The sequence below is a fragment of the Idiomarina seosinensis genome (assembly GCF_044797955.1).
Taxonomy (GTDB): domain Bacteria; phylum Pseudomonadota; class Gammaproteobacteria; order Enterobacterales; family Alteromonadaceae; genus Idiomarina; species Idiomarina seosinensis_A.
The window spans coordinates 910,886-933,073 of sequence record NZ_CP085211.1; the positions used below are offsets into that span (position 1 = coordinate 910,886).

21 protein-coding genes and 5 tRNA genes are annotated in these 22,188 nt (G+C 50.8%); 11 read left to right on the forward strand and 15 right to left on the reverse strand.

All coding sequences use genetic code 11. The features are described 5' to 3' along the window. Positions 1 to 7 precede the first annotated feature (7 nt). Positions 8 to 1,447, reverse strand: coding sequence for a tRNA (N6-isopentenyl adenosine(37)-C2)-methylthiotransferase MiaB (miaB, locus tag LG288_RS04260; protein WP_404402364.1), 1,440 nt, complete (start codon positions 1,445 to 1,447; stop codon positions 8 to 10). Positions 1,448 to 1,530: 83 nt separating this feature from the next. Further along, complete coding sequence (locus LG288_RS04265) at positions 1,531 to 2,400, reverse strand: DMT family transporter (protein WP_404402366.1); 870 nt, start codon at positions 2,398 to 2,400, stop codon at positions 1,531 to 1,533. A gap of 114 nt (positions 2,401 to 2,514) precedes the next feature. Between LG288_RS04265 and LG288_RS04270 the strand changes: the two genes are divergently transcribed. After that, positions 2,515 to 3,621 (forward strand): FAD-dependent monooxygenase, encoded by a 1,107-nt coding sequence (locus tag LG288_RS04270; protein WP_404402368.1) that lies wholly within the window; start codon positions 2,515 to 2,517, stop codon positions 3,619 to 3,621. Between the two features lie 91 nt (positions 3,622 to 3,712). Here LG288_RS04270 and LG288_RS04275 read toward each other — a convergent pair. From LG288_RS04275 to lolB, 13 genes are all read right to left on the reverse strand, one after another. Further along, positions 3,713 to 3,799, reverse strand: a tRNA-Leu gene (locus tag LG288_RS04275). 13 nt (positions 3,800 to 3,812) lie between these two features. Beyond that, positions 3,813 to 3,887, reverse strand: a tRNA-Gln gene (locus tag LG288_RS04280). A 56-nt stretch (positions 3,888 to 3,943) separates the two neighbouring features. Next, positions 3,944 to 4,018: transfer RNA gene (locus LG288_RS04285), tRNA-Gln, on the reverse strand. 24 nt (positions 4,019 to 4,042) lie between these two features. Continuing rightward, positions 4,043 to 4,127, reverse strand: a tRNA-Leu gene (locus LG288_RS04290). Positions 4,128 to 4,150: 23 nt separating this feature from the next. Further along, positions 4,151 to 4,227, reverse strand: a tRNA-Met gene (locus LG288_RS04295). Positions 4,228 to 4,399: 172 nt separating this feature from the next. Next, positions 4,400 to 5,062: an SDR family oxidoreductase gene (locus LG288_RS04300; protein ID WP_404402370.1), complete on the reverse strand. Its 663-nt coding sequence runs from the start codon at positions 5,060 to 5,062 to the stop codon at positions 4,400 to 4,402. Position 5,063: 1 nt separating this feature from the next. Next, positions 5,064 to 6,455, reverse strand: a complete 1,392-nt coding sequence (locus LG288_RS04305; RefSeq protein ID WP_404402372.1) for a class II fumarate hydratase — start codon at positions 6,453 to 6,455, stop codon at positions 5,064 to 5,066. A 156-nt stretch (positions 6,456 to 6,611) separates the two neighbouring features. Next, positions 6,612 to 7,703, reverse strand: a complete 1,092-nt coding sequence (ychF, locus tag LG288_RS04310; protein WP_404402374.1) for a redox-regulated ATPase YchF — start codon at positions 7,701 to 7,703, stop codon at positions 6,612 to 6,614. A gap of 6 nt (positions 7,704 to 7,709) precedes the next feature. After that, positions 7,710 to 8,306 carry an aminoacyl-tRNA hydrolase gene (gene pth / locus LG288_RS04315; protein WP_404402376.1) on the reverse strand — a complete coding sequence of 199 codons (597 nt, stop codon included), beginning with the start codon at positions 8,304 to 8,306 and terminating at the stop codon, positions 7,710 to 7,712. A 14-nt stretch (positions 8,307 to 8,320) separates the two neighbouring features. Beyond that, positions 8,321 to 8,989: a 50S ribosomal protein L25/general stress protein Ctc gene (locus LG288_RS04320; RefSeq protein ID WP_404402378.1), complete on the reverse strand. Its 669-nt coding sequence runs from the start codon at positions 8,987 to 8,989 to the stop codon at positions 8,321 to 8,323. Between the two features lie 150 nt (positions 8,990 to 9,139). Further along, on the reverse strand, positions 9,140 to 10,087 hold the full coding sequence (locus LG288_RS04325) for a ribose-phosphate pyrophosphokinase (protein WP_404402380.1): 948 nt from the start codon (positions 10,085 to 10,087) through the stop codon (positions 9,140 to 9,142). A gap of 12 nt (positions 10,088 to 10,099) precedes the next feature. After that, a complete protein-coding gene (ispE, locus tag LG288_RS04330; protein ID WP_404402382.1) occupies positions 10,100 to 10,957 on the reverse strand; it encodes a 4-(cytidine 5'-diphospho)-2-C-methyl-D-erythritol kinase in 858 nt (285 codons plus the stop codon). Continuing rightward, complete coding sequence (lolB, locus tag LG288_RS04335) at positions 10,957 to 11,556, reverse strand: lipoprotein insertase outer membrane protein LolB (RefSeq protein ID WP_404402384.1); 600 nt, start codon at positions 11,554 to 11,556, stop codon at positions 10,957 to 10,959. The genes ispE and lolB overlap by 1 nt, the downstream gene beginning before the upstream one ends. A gap of 199 nt (positions 11,557 to 11,755) precedes the next feature. Between lolB and hemA the strand changes: the two genes are divergently transcribed. From hemA to LG288_RS04385, 10 genes are read left to right on the forward strand one after another with little or no spacing between them, the layout of a single operon-like run. After that, on the forward strand, positions 11,756 to 13,024 hold the full coding sequence (hemA, locus tag LG288_RS04340; protein ID WP_404403028.1) for a glutamyl-tRNA reductase: 1,269 nt from the start codon (positions 11,756 to 11,758) through the stop codon (positions 13,022 to 13,024). A 9-nt stretch (positions 13,025 to 13,033) separates the two neighbouring features. Then, a complete protein-coding gene (prfA, locus tag LG288_RS04345) occupies positions 13,034 to 14,122 on the forward strand; it encodes a peptide chain release factor 1 (RefSeq protein ID WP_404402386.1) in 1,089 nt (362 codons plus the stop codon). Continuing rightward, a complete protein-coding gene (gene prmC / locus LG288_RS04350) occupies positions 14,123 to 14,965 on the forward strand; it encodes a peptide chain release factor N(5)-glutamine methyltransferase (RefSeq protein ID WP_404402388.1) in 843 nt (280 codons plus the stop codon). Positions 14,966 to 14,978: 13 nt separating this feature from the next. Then, positions 14,979 to 16,454, forward strand: coding sequence for a DUF3369 domain-containing protein (locus LG288_RS04355; protein WP_404402390.1), 1,476 nt, complete (start codon positions 14,979 to 14,981; stop codon positions 16,452 to 16,454). 13 nt (positions 16,455 to 16,467) lie between these two features. After that, positions 16,468 to 16,842, forward strand: a complete 375-nt coding sequence (locus LG288_RS04360) for a SirB2 family protein (RefSeq protein ID WP_404402392.1) — start codon at positions 16,468 to 16,470, stop codon at positions 16,840 to 16,842. Between the two features lie 13 nt (positions 16,843 to 16,855). After that, the gene (locus LG288_RS04365; protein WP_404402394.1) at positions 16,856 to 17,659 is read left to right on the forward strand and encodes a SirB1 family protein; all 804 of its coding nucleotides are present in this window, start codon (positions 16,856 to 16,858) and stop codon (positions 17,657 to 17,659) included. A gap of 48 nt (positions 17,660 to 17,707) precedes the next feature. Next, positions 17,708 to 18,979, forward strand: coding sequence for a DUF819 domain-containing protein (locus tag LG288_RS04370; protein ID WP_404402395.1), 1,272 nt, complete (start codon positions 17,708 to 17,710; stop codon positions 18,977 to 18,979). Between the two features lie 23 nt (positions 18,980 to 19,002). After that, positions 19,003 to 19,845, forward strand: coding sequence for a 3-deoxy-8-phosphooctulonate synthase (gene kdsA, locus LG288_RS04375; protein ID WP_404402397.1), 843 nt, complete (start codon positions 19,003 to 19,005; stop codon positions 19,843 to 19,845). Between the two features lie 6 nt (positions 19,846 to 19,851). Then, the gene (locus tag LG288_RS04380) at positions 19,852 to 21,342 is read left to right on the forward strand and encodes a TrkH family potassium uptake protein (RefSeq protein ID WP_404402399.1); all 1,491 of its coding nucleotides are present in this window, start codon (positions 19,852 to 19,854) and stop codon (positions 21,340 to 21,342) included. Positions 21,343 to 21,351: 9 nt separating this feature from the next. Beyond that, positions 21,352 to 22,125: a ZIP family metal transporter gene (locus LG288_RS04385; RefSeq protein WP_404402401.1), complete on the forward strand. Its 774-nt coding sequence runs from the start codon at positions 21,352 to 21,354 to the stop codon at positions 22,123 to 22,125. Positions 22,126 to 22,188: the final 63 nt, after the last annotated feature.

Below are 22,188 nucleotides of genomic sequence, written 5' to 3' on the forward strand. Positions count from 1 at the left end.
TCGTCTATTATGAAGCTGCCGGGGCGACTTTGCTGACGCCCAGCTCATCCGGACCGGCTGCCCGGCCTCGTTGTAAAATAATTTCCGGTGCGGTGTCAACGCGCAGGCCCATGTCTTTTTCCTCACGAACTAAATCGGCGCGTAAGGAGTTGGGCAGTACCTCGGTAATTTTCACGTCGACAAACTGACCAATCATATGGGGTTGCCCAACAAAGTTTACAACCCGGTTATTCTCAGTACGTCCGGCAAGTTCCATTGGGTTCTTCTTTGACGGTCCGATAACCAAAATACGCTGCTCTGTATCCAGCATTCGGCGGGCATGAGCCATCGACTGCTGGTTCAGCCGCTGCTGCAACAACTGCAGCCGCTGTTTTTTCGTTTCTTCACTGACATCGTCCGGCAAGTCAGCAGCGGGAGTACCCGGCCGGGCGCTGTAAATAAAGCTAAAGCTCATATCAAAATCGATGGCCTGAATCAGATCCATAGTAGCTTCGAAGTCGGCGTCAGATTCGCCCGGAAAGCCAATAATAAAGTCCGATGACATGGCAATATCGGGGCGGGCTTTTTTCAGTGCCCGAATTTTTGACTTATACTCCAGCGCGGTATGGGTTCGTTTCATCATCGCCAGTACCCGGTCTGAACCACTTTGCACAGGTAAGTGAAGATGGCTGACCAATTCCGGAATCTCTTTATAGGCTTCAATGATATCGTCAGTGAACTCAACCGGGTGCGAGGTGGTGTAGCGTATGCGGTCGATGCCGTCGATGGCAGCAACTAAGTACAACAACTCAGCAAATCGGCAGACAGAGCCATCGAAGTGTTCGCCCCGATAAGCATTAACGTTCTGCCCCAGTAAGTTCACTTCGCGGACACCTTGTCCGGCTAACTGGGCGATTTCGTATATAACATCGTCAACCGGACGGCTGACTTCTTCACCGCGAGTGTAAGGCACCACACAAAAAGAGCAATATTTTGAACAGCCTTCCATGATCGAAACGAAAGCAGTGGCACCATCGGCTTTGGGATCCGGCAGACGGTCAAACTTTTCGATTTCAGGAAAAGAAATGTCGATCATCGGCTGCTGGTTGGCGCCTACCTGCTTGATCATTTCTGGTAATCGATGCAGCGTCTGGGGACCAAAAACTAAGTCCACAAAAGGTGCGCGGGCGCGGATAGCATCGCCTTCCTGGGAGGCAACACAGCCACCGACGCCAATAAGAAGGTCGGGATTGCTGTGCTTGAGGTTTTTCCAGCGCCCCAGCTGATGAAAGACTTTCTCCTGGGCTTTTTCGCGAATTGAGCAGGTGTTTAACAGGATCAGGTCTGCCTGTTCTGCTGCGTCGGTCAGTTCATAGCCGTGGGTTGAATTCAGTAGATCGGCCATTTTGGCTGAATCATACTCATTCATCTGACAACCCCAGGTTTTTACGTAAAGTTTCTTACTCATGGTCTCTCAATAATAGCTGTAATAAAGTACGTGACACACCTTATTTTACCGCGGATAACAGGCAAAAGCCAACTGCCGCCGGGTTAATGTTTGCGGCGTGTTCGAATGGCAAGATAGCCGGCGGCCACGATCACTAAAGTACCCCACAACATGTGCCAGTAAACGGCCTCGTCGAAGAACCAGAAACCCAGTAAAGCGGCAAAAATTACTGAGCTGTAGGTAAAGACACCAATTTTAGCTGCTGGTGCAATAGAAAAGGCTTTAGTCATCGCCAGCTGCCCGTATACCGCCAGCGCCCCCATAACCGCTAGGGCAAACCAGTTTTCAACAGGTATTGGCTGCCAAAACCAAAGTAACGGCAGCGCTGAGGCCAGCGTCGCAAAGCCGGAAAAATAAAAGACAATTTTGCTGGTGGATTCGGTAACCGACATTTTGCGGATTACTGTTTTGGTGAAGGCGGCCAGTAAAGCGGCAATGAATGCCAGCCCGACAACGGGCGAAATCGAACTGTTTAGCGGATCAAGAAAAATAAACACACCGACAAAACCCAGTAAAATGGCCAGCCAGGTCTGTCGGGTAACATAGTCCTTTAACCATAGCCAGCCAATAACCGGTATCATAAAGGGTGACAGCAGCAGCACCAGGGTTGCCTGCGCTAGCGGAATGGTGGCAATGGCGTAAAAAAACAGATACATGGCGGTAATGCCGGCAATTCCACGCACCAGGTGCAGACCCAGGCGTTCAGTTTTTAACGAACCGGGGCCTTTACGCCAAAGCCATGGCAGTAGCACAATAAAGGCCATCACATTGCGAAAAAAAACCAGTTGTTCAAAGGACTGATTCGCAGATAAATGTTTTACCAGCGCACTGACGCCGGCAAAGCTGGCTTCTGCTGATAACAACAGCAGTGACCCGATAATTACCGATCGCGTTGTTGCAAACTGGGTGGGCATTGACACAACCGCCTGATGCTATTAAGAATTCTGAAAACTTAAACCATGATAACGGAAACTGATGGCAAGATGTGGTATTTATAGCAGTTAATCACAAGCGTTGCGGGTGAATAAATGAAACATTATGTAGTAAACGGCGGCGGTATGGTGGGCGCGGCAGCAGCGCTGGCGCTGGCCAGAGCGGGTCAGCAGGTGACCTTAATTGACAGCAATTCGTTGGTTGAACCAGAGCCGGACTGGGATTTACGTATTTCCTCGGTTAATGACAATCACTGGCAGTGGTTACTGTCGTTGGGGATCGGAGATTCCATAAACTGGCAAAAGGTAAACCCCTACGAGGGCCTGTCGGTTACCACTGTACGTGGATCATCCTTAACCTTCTCGGCGCAGGATGCGGGTCGTCAGCAGCTGGGGGTGATGGTTGAAAATAATAATTTACAGGCGGCTCTGTGGCAGTGCCTATCAGGTTATGCCAATGTCAGCCTTCGCGCGCCGGCGGCCATTGAATGTTTTGATCTGCAGCAACAACGACTGCGACTTAATGATGACAGCTGGCTAAGTTACGATGTGTTGATTGGCGCCGACGGCAGTGGGTCCGCAGTTGCCCGGGCCGCCGGTATCGGCTATCGGGGCTGGGATTATGGCCAGCGCTGTCTGCTGGCGAATGTCGAACTACAACAGCCTATTGAGGCGCAGACCTGGGAAATATTCCGGCCACAGGGGCCTTTTGCCTTACTGCCTCTGAGCAGCTATCAGGCGTGCCTGATTGATTATCGCAGTCATGCTGAAATCAGTGCCATTAGTCAGCACAAAGAACAATTAGTTAAGGCTTTAGAGCAAACCTTTCGCCCCTATGTAGGCGACTTCGAGGTTCATCGATACGCTAGTTTCCCACTGCAACGCAAACATGCGTTGAATTACTATCGGGATAACACGCTGTTAATGGGGGATGCTGCTCATAGTATTCATCCGTTGGCGGGGCAGGGGGTTAATCTGGGTTTTGCTGATGTAAGAACCTATTTGGCCGTGGATGGTGATAACTGCCGATATCAGCGGCAGCGGCAGCGTCAGAATCAAACCATGATGCGGACTATGGACGCTATCCATGTCGGCTTTACTGCCCGCAGCCGGCTATTGCAATCAGGCTTAGGGGTTGCCCTTAAGCTGGTTAATCAAGCGGCTTTAAAAAAGCAAATACTGCGTCAGGCCCTGCAGGCCTGATCAGCGGACATAAAAAAACCACCCGCGGGTGGTTGTTTCTTATACACATTAGCACCAACAGCTTAATTGACTGGTTTAGCTCAATTAACTGTGGTGCGGAGGGAGGGACTTGAACCCTCACGTCCTTTCGGACACTAGCACCTGAAGCTAGCGCGTCTACCAATTCCGCCACCACCGCGTACAAGTAAGTATGGCTGGGGCACCAGGGATCGAACCTGGGAATCGCGGGATCAAAACCCGCTGCCTTACCGCTTGGCTATGCCCCATCCAACTTTGGACAGACTCACGATCTTTACAGCTTAATAAAAGATTGACTAACTAATGGCTGGGGCACCAGGGATCGAACCTGGGAATCGCGGGATCAAAACCCGCTGCCTTACCGCTTGGCTATGCCCCATTAAATTAGCTATTCAAGAGAGATTGGTGCGGACGGAGAGACTTGAACTCTCACGCCGTGAGGCACTGGAACCTAAATCCAGCGTGTCTACCAATTCCACCACGTCCGCCCAGTAATGAGATTTCGAAAAGTTGGTGGCTACGGCGAGATTCGAACTTGCGACCCCAGCATTATGAGTGCTGTGCTCTAACCAGCTGAGCTACGTAGCCATCTTTTCTTAACGAAAACTTTCTGTGCATCTCTCTGTGAGTGCGGCGCGTATTATGCAAATCGCTCCGCTTACCGTCAACCTATTTTTGCGAAAAAACCCGGCTTTTTAAGTCAACTGCTCAAAAAACCGCAAAAACGATGAATTATCCATCATTTCAGGCCAGGCCAGATTTACCAGGGCAGTTGTTCGCCGTTGCTGTGATAAAAACAACCGCTGTCAGTTAACTGCAGTTCGTCAATGCGCTGGATTAATCGCTGCGCTGCTTCCTCAGCACTAATATCGCCTTGATTGCCAACCATATCGGTTTTTACGAAGCCCGGGTGTAGCAGCGCAACCGCGATTTCCTGGTCTTTCAAATCAAGCGCCAACGATTTGCCGGCGGCGTTAAGGGCGGCCTTGGACATACGATAGCCGTAACGGCCGCCGGAACCATTATCACTAATAGAGCCCATACGACTGGTGATTAAGGCAACTTTACTGCCGGCTGATAAATTGGAAAGTAATGCATCAGTTACCCGCAATGGCGCGATCGCATTGACCTCGTACTGGGCGCGCAGGCTTCCGCCGTCAATATCACCCAGCTCGTCGTTATTGAGTAGACCAGCGTTATTAACCAAAACATCAACGTTTTGCTCGCCAATGGTTTCTTTCATCCGTAACAAGTCGGCTGCTTTAGTGACGTCAATACCCTCGATGATATCGACATCCAGCTGGGTTAACTGTTTTGAGTTGTTACGACAGACTGCGGTAACCTTATAGCCAGCTTCACTGTATTGCTTTGCAAACTGAAAGCCAATGCCCCGGTTTGCACCGGTAATCACTACATGTTTCATATTAATCTCCTTGTGTAACGCCACCTTCGGTTAGCTGTTTGGGATCCAGTAAACGGTTAAGTTTATCGCGACCAAGGTCGGTCATTTCATCAGCAACATCAATGATGGCACGGCCGTCTTTGTATGCCTGCTTAGCAATTTCTGCGGCTTTGGAGTAGCCAATGACGGGGTTTAATGCCGTTACCAGTATCGGGTTCTTGGCAAGCGCCTCGTCCAACCGCTGTTGGTTAACTTCAAAGTCTTTAATAGCGCGGTCAGCCAAGGCGCGACAGCTATTGCTTAACAATTCAATGGATTGTAGCAAATTGTAGCCAATCACCGGCAACATGACATTCAGCTGAAAATTACCCTGCTGCGCTGCTGTGGTGATGGTGGTGTGATTACCGTTGACCTGCGCTGCGGCCATCGCAACAGCTTCGGGTATCACCGGATTGACCTTACCGGGCATGATGCTGCTACCCGGCTGCAGGGCGGCTAACTGTATCTCGCCCAGCCCGGCCAATGGGCCACTGTTCATCCAGCGTAAGTCGTTACTGATTTTCAGTAAGGTCGTACCCAGGGTATTCAGCTGACCGTGTAACTGTAAGTTAAGCTCCTGCCCGGCAATACCGGTAAAGGGATTGGCAGAGGCAGTAAATTCATGCTCGGTTAGGCTGGATAACTGGCGGGCAAATTGTTCAGCAAAATCTGCTGGCGCGTTAATGCCCGTGCCGATAGCCGTACCGCCCTGAGGCAGTACCTTACTGCGTTGTAACAGCAGAGGCAGTTGCCCGGCGCTGTGTTCAAGCTGTCCGGCCCAGCAGTCAAGCTCTTGAGCCAGCGTCATTGGCATCGCATCCATTAAATGAGTACGACCAGTTTTTACCACGTCACGCAGACTTGTCGCTTTATCCTGCACGGTGCTTATCAGATGCTTGAGTGAGCCGTGCAGATGTTCTTCGATGGCCAGCACACTGGCTACCTGGATGGCAGTGGGGATAACATCGTTACTGGACTGACTTTGATTAACATCGTCGTTGGGGTGAACGTCTACGCCTTGTTGTTGACACAAATGGGCGATAACTTCATTAACGTTCATATTCGAGCTGGTGCCCGAACCGGTCTGAAAAATATCAATCGGAAAGTGCTGTTCATGTTCGCCGTCGATAATTTGCTTAGCCGCGGCTCGTATGGCTTTGGCTTTGCTGCGCTCAAGCCCCGAAACTCGCTCATTAGCACTGGCAGCGGCGTGTTTTACCATGGCAATGGCGCGAATCAGCCGACCGGGCATTACCAGCCCGCTAATCGCAAAGTTATCCAGCGCGCGTTGGGTTTGCGCTCCGTATAACGCCTTTTCAGGGACTTTTACCTCACCCATACTGTCTTGTTCTGTGCGGAATTGTTGTTCAGTCATCGTTTGCTCCTGCTTAGTTACGAGTCTAGCGAGACATAATAGGTATAACACACTACGCGACATCAGCACCTGAGATCACAAGTTTACTGGCATAAAAAAAGCCTGCCGATGGCTACCGACAGGCCTTTTGAAGGGTGTTTAGCCGCTTTAAACGGACTAAACATTAAAGCGAAAATGAATCACATCACCGTCTTTTACAATATATTCTTTACCTTCTAGGCGCCATTTACCGGCATCTTTTGCGCCTTGCTCACCGTTAAATTCAACATAATCGTCGTAACCGACGATTTCGGCGCGAATGAAGCCTTTTTCAAAGTCGGTATGGATACGTCCGGCGGCCTGTGGCGCAGTCGAACCAATTTTAACAGTCCAGGCACGAACTTCTTTTGGTCCTGCGGTAAAGTAAGTTTGCAGGTTCAATAATTCATAGCCGGCGCGGATTACCCGGTTTAGGCCGGGTTCATCCTGCCCGATTTCTGATAAAAATTCTTCTTTATCAGCTTCGTCAAGCTCGGCAATTTCTGATTCAATGGCGGCACAAACCGGAACCACGACCGCATTTTCTTTAGCGGCAATTTCGCGCACTTTGTCCAGATACGGGTTATTCTCAAAGCCGTCTTCGTTAACGTTAGCAATGTACATAGTGGGCTTGAGTGTCAACAGGTTATAGGAGCGGATAGTGGCCAGATCATCTTTATTCAGTGCCACTGAACGGGCCATTTCACCATTGTCCAGAGCCGGCTTTAACTTTTCCAGCACAGCGATTTCCGCTTTTGCCTGAGCATCGCCGCCTTTGGCTTTTTTGCCCAGCCGATGTAGTGATTTTTCGACTGAGTCGAGGTCAGCCAGCGCTAATTCGGTATTAATGGTGTCGATGTCATCGGCGGGATCGACACCGCCGCTAACATGTACAATATTGTCGTCTTCAAAGCAGCGAACTACGTGGCCAATTGCATCGGTTTCACGGATATTGGCCAGAAATTGGTTGCCCAACCCTTCACCTTGCGAAGCACCTTTGACCAGCCCGGCGATGTCGACAAACTCCATCGTGGTTGGCAGAACCCGTTGTGGGTTAGCAATAGAAGCCAGTTTATCCAGCCGCAAATCCGGTACCGGAACCACGCCGGTATTTGGTTCTATGGTACAAAACGGAAAGTTAGCCGCTTCGATACCGGCCTTAGTCAAGGCATTAAATAAGGTTGATTTACCTACATTAGGTAGGCCAACAATACCACAGCGAAATCCCATTTTCCGTTAACCCTTTTGTTGTGGCCGATAGCTGTGCAGGCGCTGCAAAGCAGGACCCCAGCCTTCGGTCAGTAATGTATCGATACTGCGACTTGCTTCGTCGATGCAATCGTCAATAAGCTGCTGTTCAGCGGCCGGTGCCTTACCCAGCACAAAGCCGGTTACCCGCGATTTATCACCCGGGTGACCAATGCCAATACGTAGCCGTAAAAAGTCCTGCTGACCGATTTGCGCGATAATATCTTTAATGCCGTTATGTCCGCCGGCCCCGCCGCCAGCTTTGAATTTTGCCACACCCGGAGGCAAATCAAGCTCATCATAAGCCACCAGAATTTGGTTAGCCGGTATTTTATAAAAGTTGGCTATGCTGGCAACAGAAAAACCACTGCGGTTCATAAAGACTTGCGGTAATACTATGCGGAGATCCCGGGAGGCGGTCTGATGGCGACCGATTAAAGCTTTGCTTTTACTGTCAGGAGCAAGACTGATGCCGTGTCGATGACAGAAGTCCTCAACTAACCAAAAACCCGCATTATGGCGGGTTTTTTGGTATTCGGGGCCTGGATTACCCAGGCCCACTAATAGCTTTATGCAAGTTTCCATAGCAAGAAGTCAGCTTACTCTTTGTCAGCGTCGTCTTTGCTCTTTTCAGCAGGAACTGCATCAGCGGCGACTGCATCGTCTTCGCTGACTTCTTTCTCAACGCGCGGAGCTGAGATAGAAACGACTGCCTGATCATGGTCTTCGCCTTTGCCCAGTTCGACTAGTTCAACACCCGTCGGTAGGCTAAGGTCAGACAAGTGAACCGTGTCACCTAAGTTCAGCTCAGCCAGGTCAACTTCCAGATATTCTGGTAAATCTTTTGGTAATACCAGAATTTCTACGTCATTGACGTGGTGAACGACAACGCCACCTTCAGTTTTGACGCCTTTTGCGGTCGTTTCGTTTAAGAAGTGCAGAGGCACGTTAGTGTGCAGTTTCTGTCCTTTTTCAACGCGCTGAAAGTCGAGATGGGTTAATTTCGGCTTAAACGGGTGACGTTGCAGGTCTTTCAGGATGGCTTGCTCTTTTTTGCCATCGATGTCCAGCGTCAGAATGTGCGAGTAAAAGCCTTCGTAATCAGCCATGTTATTGACTTTGTTGTGGTCCAGTTCCAGTGATACTGGCTCACCTTTGCCACCGTAAAGGATAGCAGGCACTTTGTCCGCGTGACGCAGGCGGCGGCTCGCACCTTTCCCTTTGTCCGTGCGGACAGTTGCTTGAATTGTGTAATCGATATCAGCCATAAGTAAGGGCTCTCAATAAGTTAGTTGTTGTTTGTCCGTACTCGCGACCAAGTACGAACCCATAAAACCTGGAAACCGACACAAGGCCGGTTTCCGAGGGCGCGCAACTCTACCACCAGAGGGGCCGAATTGCAAGTTGTAATAGGGTTATCAGTAGTCGAACATCGCTGATATGGATTCTTCATTACTAACCCGTCGCAGGGCTTCGGATAACATCCCTGACAGGGTCAGCTGGGTCACTTTGCCGGTGGCTTTCATCTCTTCCGTCAGCGGAATGCTGTCAGTAACGATGACTTCGTCGATCAATGAATCACTGATATTGGCGACCGCATTACCGGAAAATACCGGATGGGTGGCGTAGGCAAAAACTCGCTTGGCGCCGTGCTCTTTTAAAGCTTCGGCTGCCTTGCATAAGGTTCCGCCGGTATCAATCATATCATCAACAATAATACAGTCGCGGTTGTTAACATCACCGATGATGTGCATCACCTGAGATACGTTGGCGGATGGGCGACGTTTGTCGATAATAGCCAAATCGGTGTCATCCATTAATTTGGCAAAAGCGCGGGCGCGAACAACACCGCCAATATCCGGTGATACTACTGCCGGGTTATCAAACTGCTGCTGGCGCATATGCTCTAACAGTACCGGTGTACCGAAAACATTATCAACAGGAACATCAAAAAAGCCCTGGATTTGCTCGGCGTGTAAGTCGACGGTTAGCACCCGGTCAACACCGACACTGGATAAAAAGTCGGCAACCACTTTAGCGGTGATAGGCACCCTTGCAGAGCGGACGCGGCGATCCTGACGGGCATAGCCGAAGTAGGGCATCACTGCAGTGATACGACCTGCGGAGGCCCGGCGCAGCGCATCGACCATCACGATAAGCTCCATCAGGTTGTCGCTGGTCGGCGCGCAGGTGGACTGCAATAAAAAAACGTCCGAGCCGCGGACGTTTTCATTTATTACAACACTGATTTCGCCGTCACTAAAGCGGCCAACATCGGCTTCACCGAGTTTAATGTAAAGCCGGTCGGCAATTTTTTGGGCAAGTTCTGGTGTGGCGTTACCAGCAAAGAGTTTCATGTCAGGCACAACGAACCTCGACTATAATTGGGTTAATGTCCGGATAAGCGATGAACGGTTCTGGCCCTGCGCAATAAAGTTGTGCAGGTCACTGAAATGCTGCTGTGTTTGCTGGGCCGCCTGATAACTATCAAAGCGGGCAAACAGACAAGCACCGGTGCCAGTAAGCCGAGTCGGCGCGTATTGTAGCAACCGGTCACGTAATTTGGCAACTGCCGGATAAAGAGTACAGACCACAGGTTCGAATACATTAACTGTTGCTGCTTGCTGCCAGTCAGCCGCCGTTAGTGGCTTACAGTTACGATTTAACTGCGGGTTTTTAAACAATTCAGCGGTCGCTATGGATACCTTGGGTTTAATTACCAGATAATAGGGTGTGGCTGGCTCAACATCCGTAAATTGCTCACCAATACCTTCAGCAAAGGCGCTATGACCGTGTATAAATATAGGTACATCGGCACCAAGCTGAACACCCAGCTGCTGCAGTTCGGTGCTGGAAAGACCCGCTTGCCATAACTGGTTTAAGCCGACCAGTGTAGTGGCTGCATCGGATGAACCACCGCCCAGGCCGGCACCCTGCGGCAACTGCTTGTGCAGCTGAATATCAATGCCGCCTGTGGCCCGGCCGTGCTGTTGTAAATGACGTTGCAATAGGGCAGCGGCTTTCAGTACCAGGTTGTCATTAGCTGCCACGCCACTGTGTTTATCGGTCAGATGAATCTGGTTGTCACTGCGGTGCCGAAACTGCAACTGGTCGCCATAGTCAAGAAACTGAAAAACAGTCTGTAAATTATGATAGCCATCGGCACGCCTGCCGGTAATGTGTAAGAATAAATTCAGTTTAGCCGGTGCCGGCAGGGTTAAACACAGATCTTTCATCAGGGCTCCACTTGCCAGTCGGTCAGTTGCAGTTTGATTTCCAATTGATTGGATTGCAGGTGAATTTGGCTCGGCAGGGCGGGCTGTGTTGCCGCGGTCTGCGGATAAAACCACTGGATCTGCCATAAGCGGCCGGCACTGCCGGCGACCGATGCTGTTGCCAGGCGACCGTCGGGCAGATAGGTTTGTTGTTGCAGGCGGGCGGTTGCTTTACCAAGCACCCATTGGCTAAGAGCATCGACCGGAACCTCGACCTGTAGCAGCCGCTGCAATAATTCACTGGCCGAGGCTGCCTGGTAAGTCTGCTGTTGATAGGACAGCGTCGCGGAATCTGGCCGGATATGAAGTTCAGCTAGCTGACCTTTTAACGGGTGGGAGAACTGCAAATGCTGACTGATTAACTGATCCCGTTGCCACCGCCAGGTTAAATACACACTTTCGCGCTGTTTCGGCTGCTGCCGTAAAACCGCCATACGAGCCGATAGCCGCCATCGAAAAATCCGTTGCAAGCGTTGCTGGTGCTGCTCAATTTTTTGCGGATTGACTGCGCTGCTGTGGCTTTGTTGTTGCGGTGCAGGTATAGAACACGCGCTAATCAAGACGCTCAGGCTAGCAAGGATTAGCCACCGGCATAATCGTAGCAAGGGGTTTTTGGTTAATATCAAACTGCAACTATCCGTACAAAAGCTGGGAATAAATAGTGGAACAGAAAGCACGCCGACTTTCAATAATTTAGCCTTTAACGTACAATCTGCGCACGGATTAACGCCACGTTGGGATAACGAGTTTCTGCAGCGGATGACCATTTCAGCACTGGGTATCAACCATAAAACAGCCCCCGTCGATTTACGCGAGCGTGTTGCCTTTTCTACAGAGCAGCTGGACAGCGCGTTGCAGGCTGTATTGCAACTGCAGGGCGTGGAAGAAGTGGTGATCGTATCGACTTGTAACCGTACCGAACTTTACTGTCAGGGACCGGTATCTGAACAGTTACTGTTGGGGTGGCTGGCGGGCTTTCACGGCCTTGCTGCCGACACCTTGCAGCAGCACCATTATGCGTATTCAGGGCCACAGGCTGTTAACCATTTAATGTCTGTTGCCAGTGGCCTGGACTCGCTGGTGTTGGGTGAACCCCAAATCCTCGGGCAGGTGAAGCAGGCCTACCAGCTCGCCAAGCGACACGCTGCTGTCGGCGGGGTACTGGAGCGTTTGTTTCAGCAGACCTTCCGGGTAGCCAAGACGGTCCGTAATGAAACCGAAGTTGGGCAAAATGCCGTTTCGGTAGCCTACGCTGCAGTCAGCCTGGCCAAACATATCTTCGCCCGGTTGGAAAAATCCAGTGTGCTGCTGATTGGTGCCGGCGACACTTCGGAGCTGGTGGCACAGCATTTACGCCAGCAGGGCGTCAGCAACCTGACGGTAGCTAACCGAACGCTGCAGCGAGCCAGTGAACTGGCTGACAAAATTGGCGGCAAGGCCCATAGTCTGGCTGAATTAGGTGATTTACTGCCGGCTGCTGATATTGTTGTCAGCTCGACCGCTAGTACGCTGCCGATTGTCGGTAAAGGGGTGATCGAAAAAGCGTTAAAGCAACGTCGTCATAAACCGATGTTACTTATCGATCTGGCGGTGCCAAGAGACATTGAAGAGCAGGTCAATGAGCTGGACGATGCTTATCTTTATACCGTAGATGATCTGCAGAATATCATCAGTGAAAACGTTAAAAATCGCGAGCAGGCGGCCCGGCAGGCGCAGATTATTATTCAGCAGCAAAGCGAGCAGTTTAAAGACTGGCTTAACTCGCTGGACAGTGTGCGACTGATTCGCCAATATCGGCAGCACTCACAGCAGCTGGCCGATGTGCAACGGGATAAAGCCCTGCAAATGTTGCAGCAGGGTAAAGATCCTGAGCAGGTGATTAATTTACTGGCACACCGGTTGACCCAACAGTTATCTCACCAGCCAACGCAATTATTACGAACGGCTGGAGAAAAAAACGATCAAACCGCTTTGGCGTTATTGCAAAACTTATGGCCGCAGTCGCCGGTTAAAAATGAGAAGGATTAAAAACAGTTCATGAACCCATCCATTGAACGCAAACTTGAAGGTCTGCAAGAACGTTACCAGGAAGTACAGGCTTTACTGGGCGAGGCAGACGTTATCAATGATCAGAACCGCTTTCGCGCATTATCAAAAGAATATTCGCAGTTAGAAGAGGTAGTTAGCCACTTTGAACGCTACAAACAGGCCCAGCAGGACTTAGTTGCGGCGCAGGAAATGGCCGGCGATGACGATCCCGAAATGCGAGAGATGGCGGCTGAGGAACTGCAGCAGACGGAGCAACTGGTATCGCAGCTGGAACAACAGTTACAAGTTTTACTACTGCCCAAAGACCCTAACGATGACCGCGCCTGTTATGTTGAAATACGCGCCGGTGCCGGTGGTGATGAAGCGGCGATTTTTGCTGGTGATGTGTTCCGCATGTACAGCCGTTATGCAGAACAAAATGGCTGGAAAGTCAGTGTGGTCAGTGCCAGTGATGGAGAACACGGCGGCTATAAAGAAGTTATTGTGCATATGAGCGGTGACGGCACCTACGGCAAAATGAAATTTGAGTCAGGCGGTCATCGGGTGCAGCGGGTTCCGGAAACTGAGTCACAGGGTCGTATTCACACTTCTGCCTGTACTGTCGCGGTGCTGCCGGAAATTCCCGAAGCCGAAGCAATTGAAGTGAATCCGGCGGATTTGCGGGTTGATACTTTCCGCGCTTCGGGTGCCGGCGGTCAGCACGTTAACCGCACCGACTCGGCTATCCGTTTGACGCACTTACCCACCGGCGTGGTGGTTGAGTGTCAGGAAGAACGCTCACAACATAAAAACCGCGCAAAAGCGATGTCAGTACTGCGTTCACGGCTGCAAAAAATGGAAGATGAGAAGCGCGCGCAGGAAGAGGCCAGTACCCGGCGCGACCTGGTCGGCAGCGGCGACCGCTCAGAGCGTATCCGAACTTACAATTATCCACAGAGCCGGGTTACCGACCACCGCATTAACCTGACCCTGTACCGGTTGGATGAAGTGCTAACCGGTGGCCTGGACTTGATTCTGGAACCCATTATCACTGAGCACCAGGCTGACCAGCTGGCGGCTTTGGCTCAGGATAACTAAATGCCGGAGCCCAGTATTGAGCAGGCCCTTGGCTGGTGCCGACAGCAACTGTCGGACAGTGACAGTCCGGCGGTCGATAGTCAGGTGTTGTTAGGCCATGTGCTGGGGAAGTCCCGAGCCTACCTGATGACCTGGCCAGAGCGTCCTTTGTCCGGCGGGCAATGGCTGCAGTTTAAGCAGCTTGTCAGCGAACGCGTCGCTGGGCGGCCGGTGGCTCACCTGATTGGTTTACAGGAGTTTTGGTCCTTGCCGCTGCAGGTCAACGACAGCACTCTGATTCCGCGACCGGATACCGAAGCCCTGGTGGAGGCGGCGCTGTCATTGCAGCTGCCCGGCGCTGCCCGGGTGCTAGATTTAGGTACCGGAACCGGCGCCATTGCACTGGCGCTGAAATCGGAGCGGCCTGCATGGCAAGTGACCGCCGTGGATAAAGAAGCTGCTGCGGTTGCTTTGGCAAGGTCTAATGCCCAACGCCTTAACCTGTCTGTTGAGGTGCTGCAAAGCGACTGGTTTGAAGCCATTGATCCGACTGAAAAATTCGACCTTATTATTACTAACCCCCCTTATATTGCGGCCGACGACAGCCACCTGCAACAGGGCGATGTGCGTTATGAACCGCTATCGGCGCTGGTTGCGGCCAGTCATGGGATGGCGGATATTGACCATATTATCTGTACTGCAACTGACTATCTGCTGCCAGATGGCTGGTTATTACTGGAGCAAGGCTGGCAACAGGCAAATTCGGTGGTTGAGCGTTTACAGCAAAAGGGCTATAAAAATATTAACCGCTGGACCGATTATGCTAGTGTAGAACGTGTGACGGGTGCACAAAGAGCATGTTAAAAGAGGCGTTATTATGAGTAATCAGTTTATGTTTGCTGATGAACCGGGTCAACAAACACCCAAAATTCCGACGGAAAAATGGAAGGTTCTGATCGTTGATGACGAGCCTGAAGTTCATGCGGTTACTAAACTGGCTTTAAGCGATTTTCAGTTTTTGGGTCGCGGCCTGGACTTTTATAGCGCTTACTCAGGGTCCGAAGCACGCGAGTTAATCAATAGCCATCCCGATGCGGCAATTCTACTGCTGGATGTGGTGATGGAAAGCGATGATGCCGGTTTAAAAGTCGCCCGCTTTATTCGTGAAGAAGCTCTTAACCATTACACCCGCATTATTTTACGGACCGGCCAGCCGGGGCAGGCGCCTGAGCGGACTGTTATCGTGAATTATGATATTAACGATTACAAATCAAAGACTGAGTTAACGGCGCAAAAACTCTTTACCACAGTGATGTCTTCACTGCGTTCCTACCGTGATATTATGTCGATAGAGCAAAGCCGCCATGGACTGGAGAAAATCATCGCATCTTCTTCTAACCTTTACGCGTTGCAGCCGATGACCCGATTTGTTGATGGTCTGGTGCAACAGCTCAGCTGGCTTATCGGCGGATGCAGACAAACCTTATATGCTACTGCCGATGACAAAGGGCGCAGCTATCAGGTGGTTGCCGCCCACGGTGAGGATGCCAGCGAAGCTGTAGGTCAGACGTTGCGCTCGGTGTTACCCTCGGCGGCGCTGTCCGAAGTTGAGGATGTTATTACTCATCACGGTAGCTATTATGGCAGCGACTTTGTCCTGTTGTATTGCCGGAGCCACTGCCGCCCGCACGGGTCGCTGCTGTTTATTGATGGTATTTCACGTAAGCTGAATGACGACGATCATCACGTCTTGCAGCTGTTTGCCGAAAATGTACAGTTAGCACAGGACAATGTGGTATGTCTGGAAGATTCTGACCAGTTTGTTGCCCGTCTGAGTGATCAGTTAATGGCCACTCATGCTGCTAATTTTGATCCGGACAAACTGTCTGACAGAGCCGCGCTGGCCTATCGGCTGGGGCAGCAGGTAACTGACCGCGAGCAAGCTCAGGCGATAGCTCTGGCCTGGTTTTTGTACGAGCCGGCTGAACCGTTACTACGGTGTGCCAGCGAGTCGGTCGCAGCTAACGAAACCACTTGCCAACAACGGGTTGCCCGATCGTTGCGTGCATTAGGACACGGTCAGCATATTGCTACACAAATTGCGCACCGGGCCCTGACCGAGCGGCTGGAACGCTGGGATGGTATGGGCTTGCCGGAAGGCAAACAGGGCGCTGATATTGCCATCAGTACCCAGCTGTTGATACTGACTGAACAGCTGTTTGACTGGCAACAGCAGGGGTTATCAGTGGCGGATATTAAAACCCGCTTAGAAACAGAAAAAGGCCGTTATTATTCGCCTGAATTTTTAGAGGGCGTCGTGCCCAACCTCAGTACCGTAATGGCTGAGCGTTAACAAGGAGAGTATTGTGTATACAGGCTTTAAACATTTACATGTGTTGTTTGTTGTCATTTCGGTGGTTTTCTTTATCACCCGCTTTGTCTGGAAACGACGGGATTCACAGCTGCTGCAGCAGCGCTGGGTAAAAATTGTACCGCATGTTAACGATACTCTGTTGTTGTTATCGGCCATAGCAATGCTGATTATCAGCCAGCGTATGCCGGTCAGCGACCCGTGGGTAACCGAAAAGGTTATCGGAGTTATTGGTTATATCCTATTTGGTTTAGTCGCCCTGAAAAGCGCGACGCCGGCAAAAAGCTGGGCTGGTTTCATTATTGCCTGTTTCTGGTTGTTGGCCCTGTTCCACGTGGCCTATGGCAAACAACCCCTGATTTTCGGATAAGCAAAAGGTGAACATGCAGTATTCGTTCCTTCAGCAGTGTGAACAGCAGTTAGTCCCGACTATTGAAATGGTCTGGGAAATCAGCCGTCAGTTAGAGTTGAGTGACGGCGCCAGCCTGACTGACTTTCGGCGACAACTTGAGCAAGCCGCTGATATCGACCCACAACTTGATATTAAGCAACAGATTAAACAACTCAGTCAGCTGTTCTATCGTCAGCTGGGCTACAGTGACGCGCCGGAGAGCTGGGTTCCGTCACATCGGGTGGCAATTGACCAGGTGGTCGCTTATCGTACCGGCATTCCGCTGGTGCTGGCGATATTATTAAAAGAATGCGCACAGCAACAGGGTCTTGAATTGCAGGTGGTGGATTTTCCCGGTTACCCGCTGCTGAAAATGGCCCAAGCTGATGAAACTTACTTTATTGATCCACAGAACGGCCAGCTGGTTGACTATCAGGAAGTGGTGGCAAGGTTTGATGAGGTCATGGACGGTGATGCGGATTTTTGCTGGGACTGGGCTGAACCAACACCACAAAAGGCACTGTTGGAAGGTTATCTGACCGAGCTTAAACAGTGTCTGATGGCAGAGGCAAGATATGAAAAGGCCCTTCGCTGCGTGCAAATGTTGCTCACCCTTCAACCTGACGATCCTTATGAAATCAGAGACAGGGGTTATCTTTATGAGGAGCTTGGCTGCCAACATGTCGCTGTCGATGATTATCAATACTTTGTTGATCAATGTCCGGATGATCCCAGTGCGGAACTGCTGAAATTACAACTTGAGGGTTATTCAGGTCCACAACACCTGTTTCACTGATCTGAAAGCTAATTTACCCTAAGCAATCCAGAGTATAGGAGATACCGAATGCTAGCTGCTGTTCCCGCCGCTGCTGAGAGCACTGCACTGATCACCAATGAAGGTGTTGTAACCGGTCTTTTGTTAGCCATTTTAGGTCTGATATTTTATACCCAGGCCAGCCCGCACCCATTTTTTCAGAAATTTTACCGGTTTGTGCCGGCCCTGTTGCTTTGCTATTTTTTACCATCCTTACTGAATACCTTTAACATTGTTAACGGCGAAACCACCGTGGTGACTGACATCACCATGGATTATTTATTACCAGCTTGTCTGGTTTTATTAACCCTTAGTCTGGACTTTAAGGCGGTTCTGAGCCTGGGTTCAAAAGCCCTTATTTTGTTCCTGACCGGTACTCTGGGTATTGTTATAGGCGGGCCGATTGCATTACTGCTGGTGGCAACTGTATTTCCTGAAATGCTGGGTGGTTCCGGTCCTGATGCCGTATGGCGTGGTATGACGACCATTGCCGGCAGCTGGATAGGTGGTGGAGCAAACCAGGCGGCAATGAAAGAAGTCTACCAGGTTGGCGGTGATATTTTTTCCGCTATGGTGACGGTGGATATCATTGTCGCCAATTTGTGGATGGCCGTGTTGCTTTACATGGCGGCAAATGCCCGCCAGATTGATGCTCGTACAGGCGCTGATACCTCAGCTATTGACGCCATTCGGGAACGAGTAGAAGCCTATCAGGCTGAGCATGTGCGTAACCCTTCTTTGCGCGATTTAATGCTGATCCTGGCAGTGGGCTTTGGTGTTGCTGGCCTGGCGCACTGGTTGGCAGACTGGATTGCCCCGGCCATTGGTACCCATTTACCTTATTTAAGCCGTTTTAGCCTTAACAGTTTGTTTTTCTGGGTTATTGTACTGGCCACGGCCGGGGGAATTGTACTGTCTTTTACCCGGGCGCGTTCGCTGGAAGCGGCCGGGGCTTCAAAAATCGGCTCGGTATTCGTTTATATTTTAGTGGCCAGCATTGGCCTGCATATGGATATCACCGCGATTGTTGATGCACCTAAATACTTTTTGATTGGTGCCATCTGGATGCTAATTCACGCTGGGCTGATGCTGCTGGTAGCGAAAATTATCAATGCGCCGGTATTTTATATGGCGGTTGGCAGTCAGGCCAATGTCGGTGGCGCCGCATCCGCGCCGGTGGTAGCCTCTGCCTTTCATCCGTCATTGGCACCGGTAGGCGTTTTACTGGCCGTAATGGGCTATGCTTTAGGCACTTATATGGCTTACCTTGCCGGCCAGGTGCTGCGGGTTGTAGGTAGTTAACTGAATTAACCTGGACAGAGTTTATGATAACTTCATTGCAGTTAAACGATATCACCATAGCTAATCAACAGCCGTTAGTGTTGTTTGGCGGTATGAATGTACTGGAATCGCGCGATTTAGCGCTACGCATCGCGGAGCACTATGTTTCGGTTACCGATAAGCTGGACATTCCCTATGTGTTTAAAGCCTCATTTGATAAGGCCAACCGCTCGTCCGTTCATTCGTTTCGCGGTCCGGGGATGGAGCAGGGACTGCGTATTTTTGAAGAGATTAAAGCACAGTTCTCGGTGCCAATTATTACTGATGTGCACGAGCCTTATCAGGCAGAGGCGGTAGCTGAGGTGGTTGATGTGATTCAATTGCCGGCCTTCCTGGCACGGCAGACCGATTTAGTGGTGGCTATGGCAAAAACAGGAGCCTTGATTAACGTTAAAAAGCCGCAATTTCTGGCTCCGCAGGAAATGCAGCACATTATCACTAAATTTAACGAAGCCGGTAATAACAACATTATGTTGTGTGAGCGCGGCTCATGCTTTGGTTATAACAACCTTGTGGTTGATATGCTGGGTATGGATGAAATGAAGACCATGGCACCGGTTATTTTTGATGCGACTCATGCGTTGCAACGCCCCGGCGGACGCGCGGACTCGGCTGGCGGACGACGAGCTCAGGCTGCACAGCTGGCGCGTTCGGGGGTGGCTTTGGGTATCGCCGGTTTGTTTATCGAGGCCCACCCGGATCCTGATCAAGCTAAATGCGATGGCCCTTGTGCGCTGCCATTACGAGCTCTGGAAGACTATTTGCAACAAATGAAAGCTATCGATGATGTTGTAAAAAGCCTTCCTGTGCTGGATACGTCGGTGTAATTGAACATGAGCCAACAGCTGACCCCTGTTGCTGATAATCGCCTGCGCCCACGGCAGGCGATTAAGCTGTTGCTCAAAGCCATGGGCGCGCTGATTGCTATTTTATCGCTGGCTCTGCTGGCGCCGTTTGTGCTGGCGGCTGTTAATGGCGAAAAAGACCAGTGGACCTATCTGACCCTGTCGTTATTGGGCCTGGTGGGTGGCCTGGGTTTGTTCTCGCTGGATTCAGGGCAGGCTAAACTGCGCGCCCGGCAAGTGTTTTTACTAACCACTTTGTGCTGGGTTAGCTCCAGTCTGTATGTCACCTTACCCTTTATTTTTGCTCAGCCCCACCTTGATTTTACCAATGCCTGGTTCGAGGCAATGTCGGCGATTACCACAACCGGCGCAACTGTGGTAACCGGCCTGGATGACTTACCGCAGTCGGTTCTATTATGGCGCGGTATGCTACAGTGGCTTGGCGGTATTGGTATTATTGTTATGGCAATGGCGATTTTACCCTTTCTGCAGGTTGGTGGTATGCGCCTGTTCCAGGCTGAATCGTCGGATATGTCGGGTAAGTTCCTGCCACGGTCTAGTTTAATGGTGATGGCCATTGGCAAAGTTTATCTGCTGTTAACCGTTATTGTTATTAGTCTGTACCTGCTCGGGGGCATGAAAGCTTTTGATGCTGTGGTCCACGGTATGACCACCATTGGGACAGCTGGTTTTTCCAACTACGATGCTTCTTTTGGGCATTTTTCTGATAGCGCGTTTTTAATTATTGTCGGTACCTTATTCATGGTGGCCGGCGCGCTGCCGTTCGTGCTGTATATTCGCGCATTGAAAGGCGATACCGAACCGCTGCGGCATGATACTCAGGTTCGTTCATTTTTAGTGTTCCTGGTACTGGTTATCGCTGTTATCACTCTGGTTCAGGTTGTGAAAGGACGGGACGTCGGCGACGCCCTGCTGCACACCGCATTTAATGTTGTCTCCATTGTCACCACAACCGGCTATGCGACGGAAGACTACGGCCAGTGGGGCAGCTGGTCATTAATGATTTTCTTTTATTTAATGTTTGTCGGTGGTTGTACCGGCTCTACCGCCGGTGGGATGAAAATCTTCCGCTTTCAGCTTTCTCAGTTGCTATTACGGCGCCAGTTCAGCCAGCTGATTCACCCAAACCTGGTGCAGGTACAAACCTATCACGGCCGCCGCGTTAATGACTCACTACTTGGCTCTATGGTAGCCTTCAGCTTTACTTACTTTTTACTGGTAGCTGCGATTGCTTTGGGTCTGGCGTTGTTTGATCTGGATTTTCTGACCGCGATTTCCAGTGCGGTTTCAGCCGTTAGTAATGTCGGACCTGCGCTGGGAGATATTGTCGGGCCAAGTGGTAACTTTTCGAGTTTGCCTGACGGTGCCAAATTCCTGTTGATTTTTGCCATGCTGGCGGGGCGGCTGGAAATTATGACGGTGTTGATTTTGTTCCACCGCCACTACTGGCGTCATTAAGGAGTTGTGATGGAACCTTGGTTAACCGCTTTACTGGTCACTCTATTAAGTGGCGGGATGACCGCGGTAGGTGCTGCACCGGTGCTAATTGGCTGGCAGCCCAGCGAACGCAATACCAATGCTTTATTAGGTTTTGCCGCTGGTGTGATGCTGGCAGCGGCATTTTTTTCGCTCATTGTTCCGGCTCTGGAACTGGCTGAACAGCAGTATCAACACGCAATAATTCCGCCTGCAATAGCGGTTGCCGGCATATTGCTTGGCAGCTTTTTAATTGCCGGTATTGATTACGCGGTGCCTCATGAGCACTTTGTTAAAGGCGCTGAAGGTCCCGAAGTCCAGCGTATCAGTCGTTTATGGTTATTTATTATTGCCATTACCATTCATAATATTCCCGAAGGTCTGGCTGTTGGTATCACCGCCGGCGGTGGCGATGCTGATGCCACAGCGGCGATTGCCACGGGGATTGGCTTACAAAATGTTCCCGAGGGCCTGGCCGTGGCCCTGGCCTTGCTGGCTTTGGGTTATAGTCCGTGGCGGTCGTTTTACATTGCTGCGTTAACGGGCGCCGTGGAGCCTGTTGGCGGAGCTATCGGCGGCTGGTTTGTCGGTCATGCTGAGTGGTTTTTACCCTGGGGTCTGCTGGTTTCAGCAGGGGCGATGATTTATGTTATCAGCCATGAAATTATTCCTGAAACTCACCGCCAGGGCCATCACAGCAGAGCCAGTATCGGTTTGATGCTTGGGCTTGTGGTGATGCTGTTCCTGGACGTCTGGCTGGGTTAGTCACCTTGGCGAAATAGTTTCAGCGAACACTTGATCGCTGAAACGAACTGAATTAAATTAAAC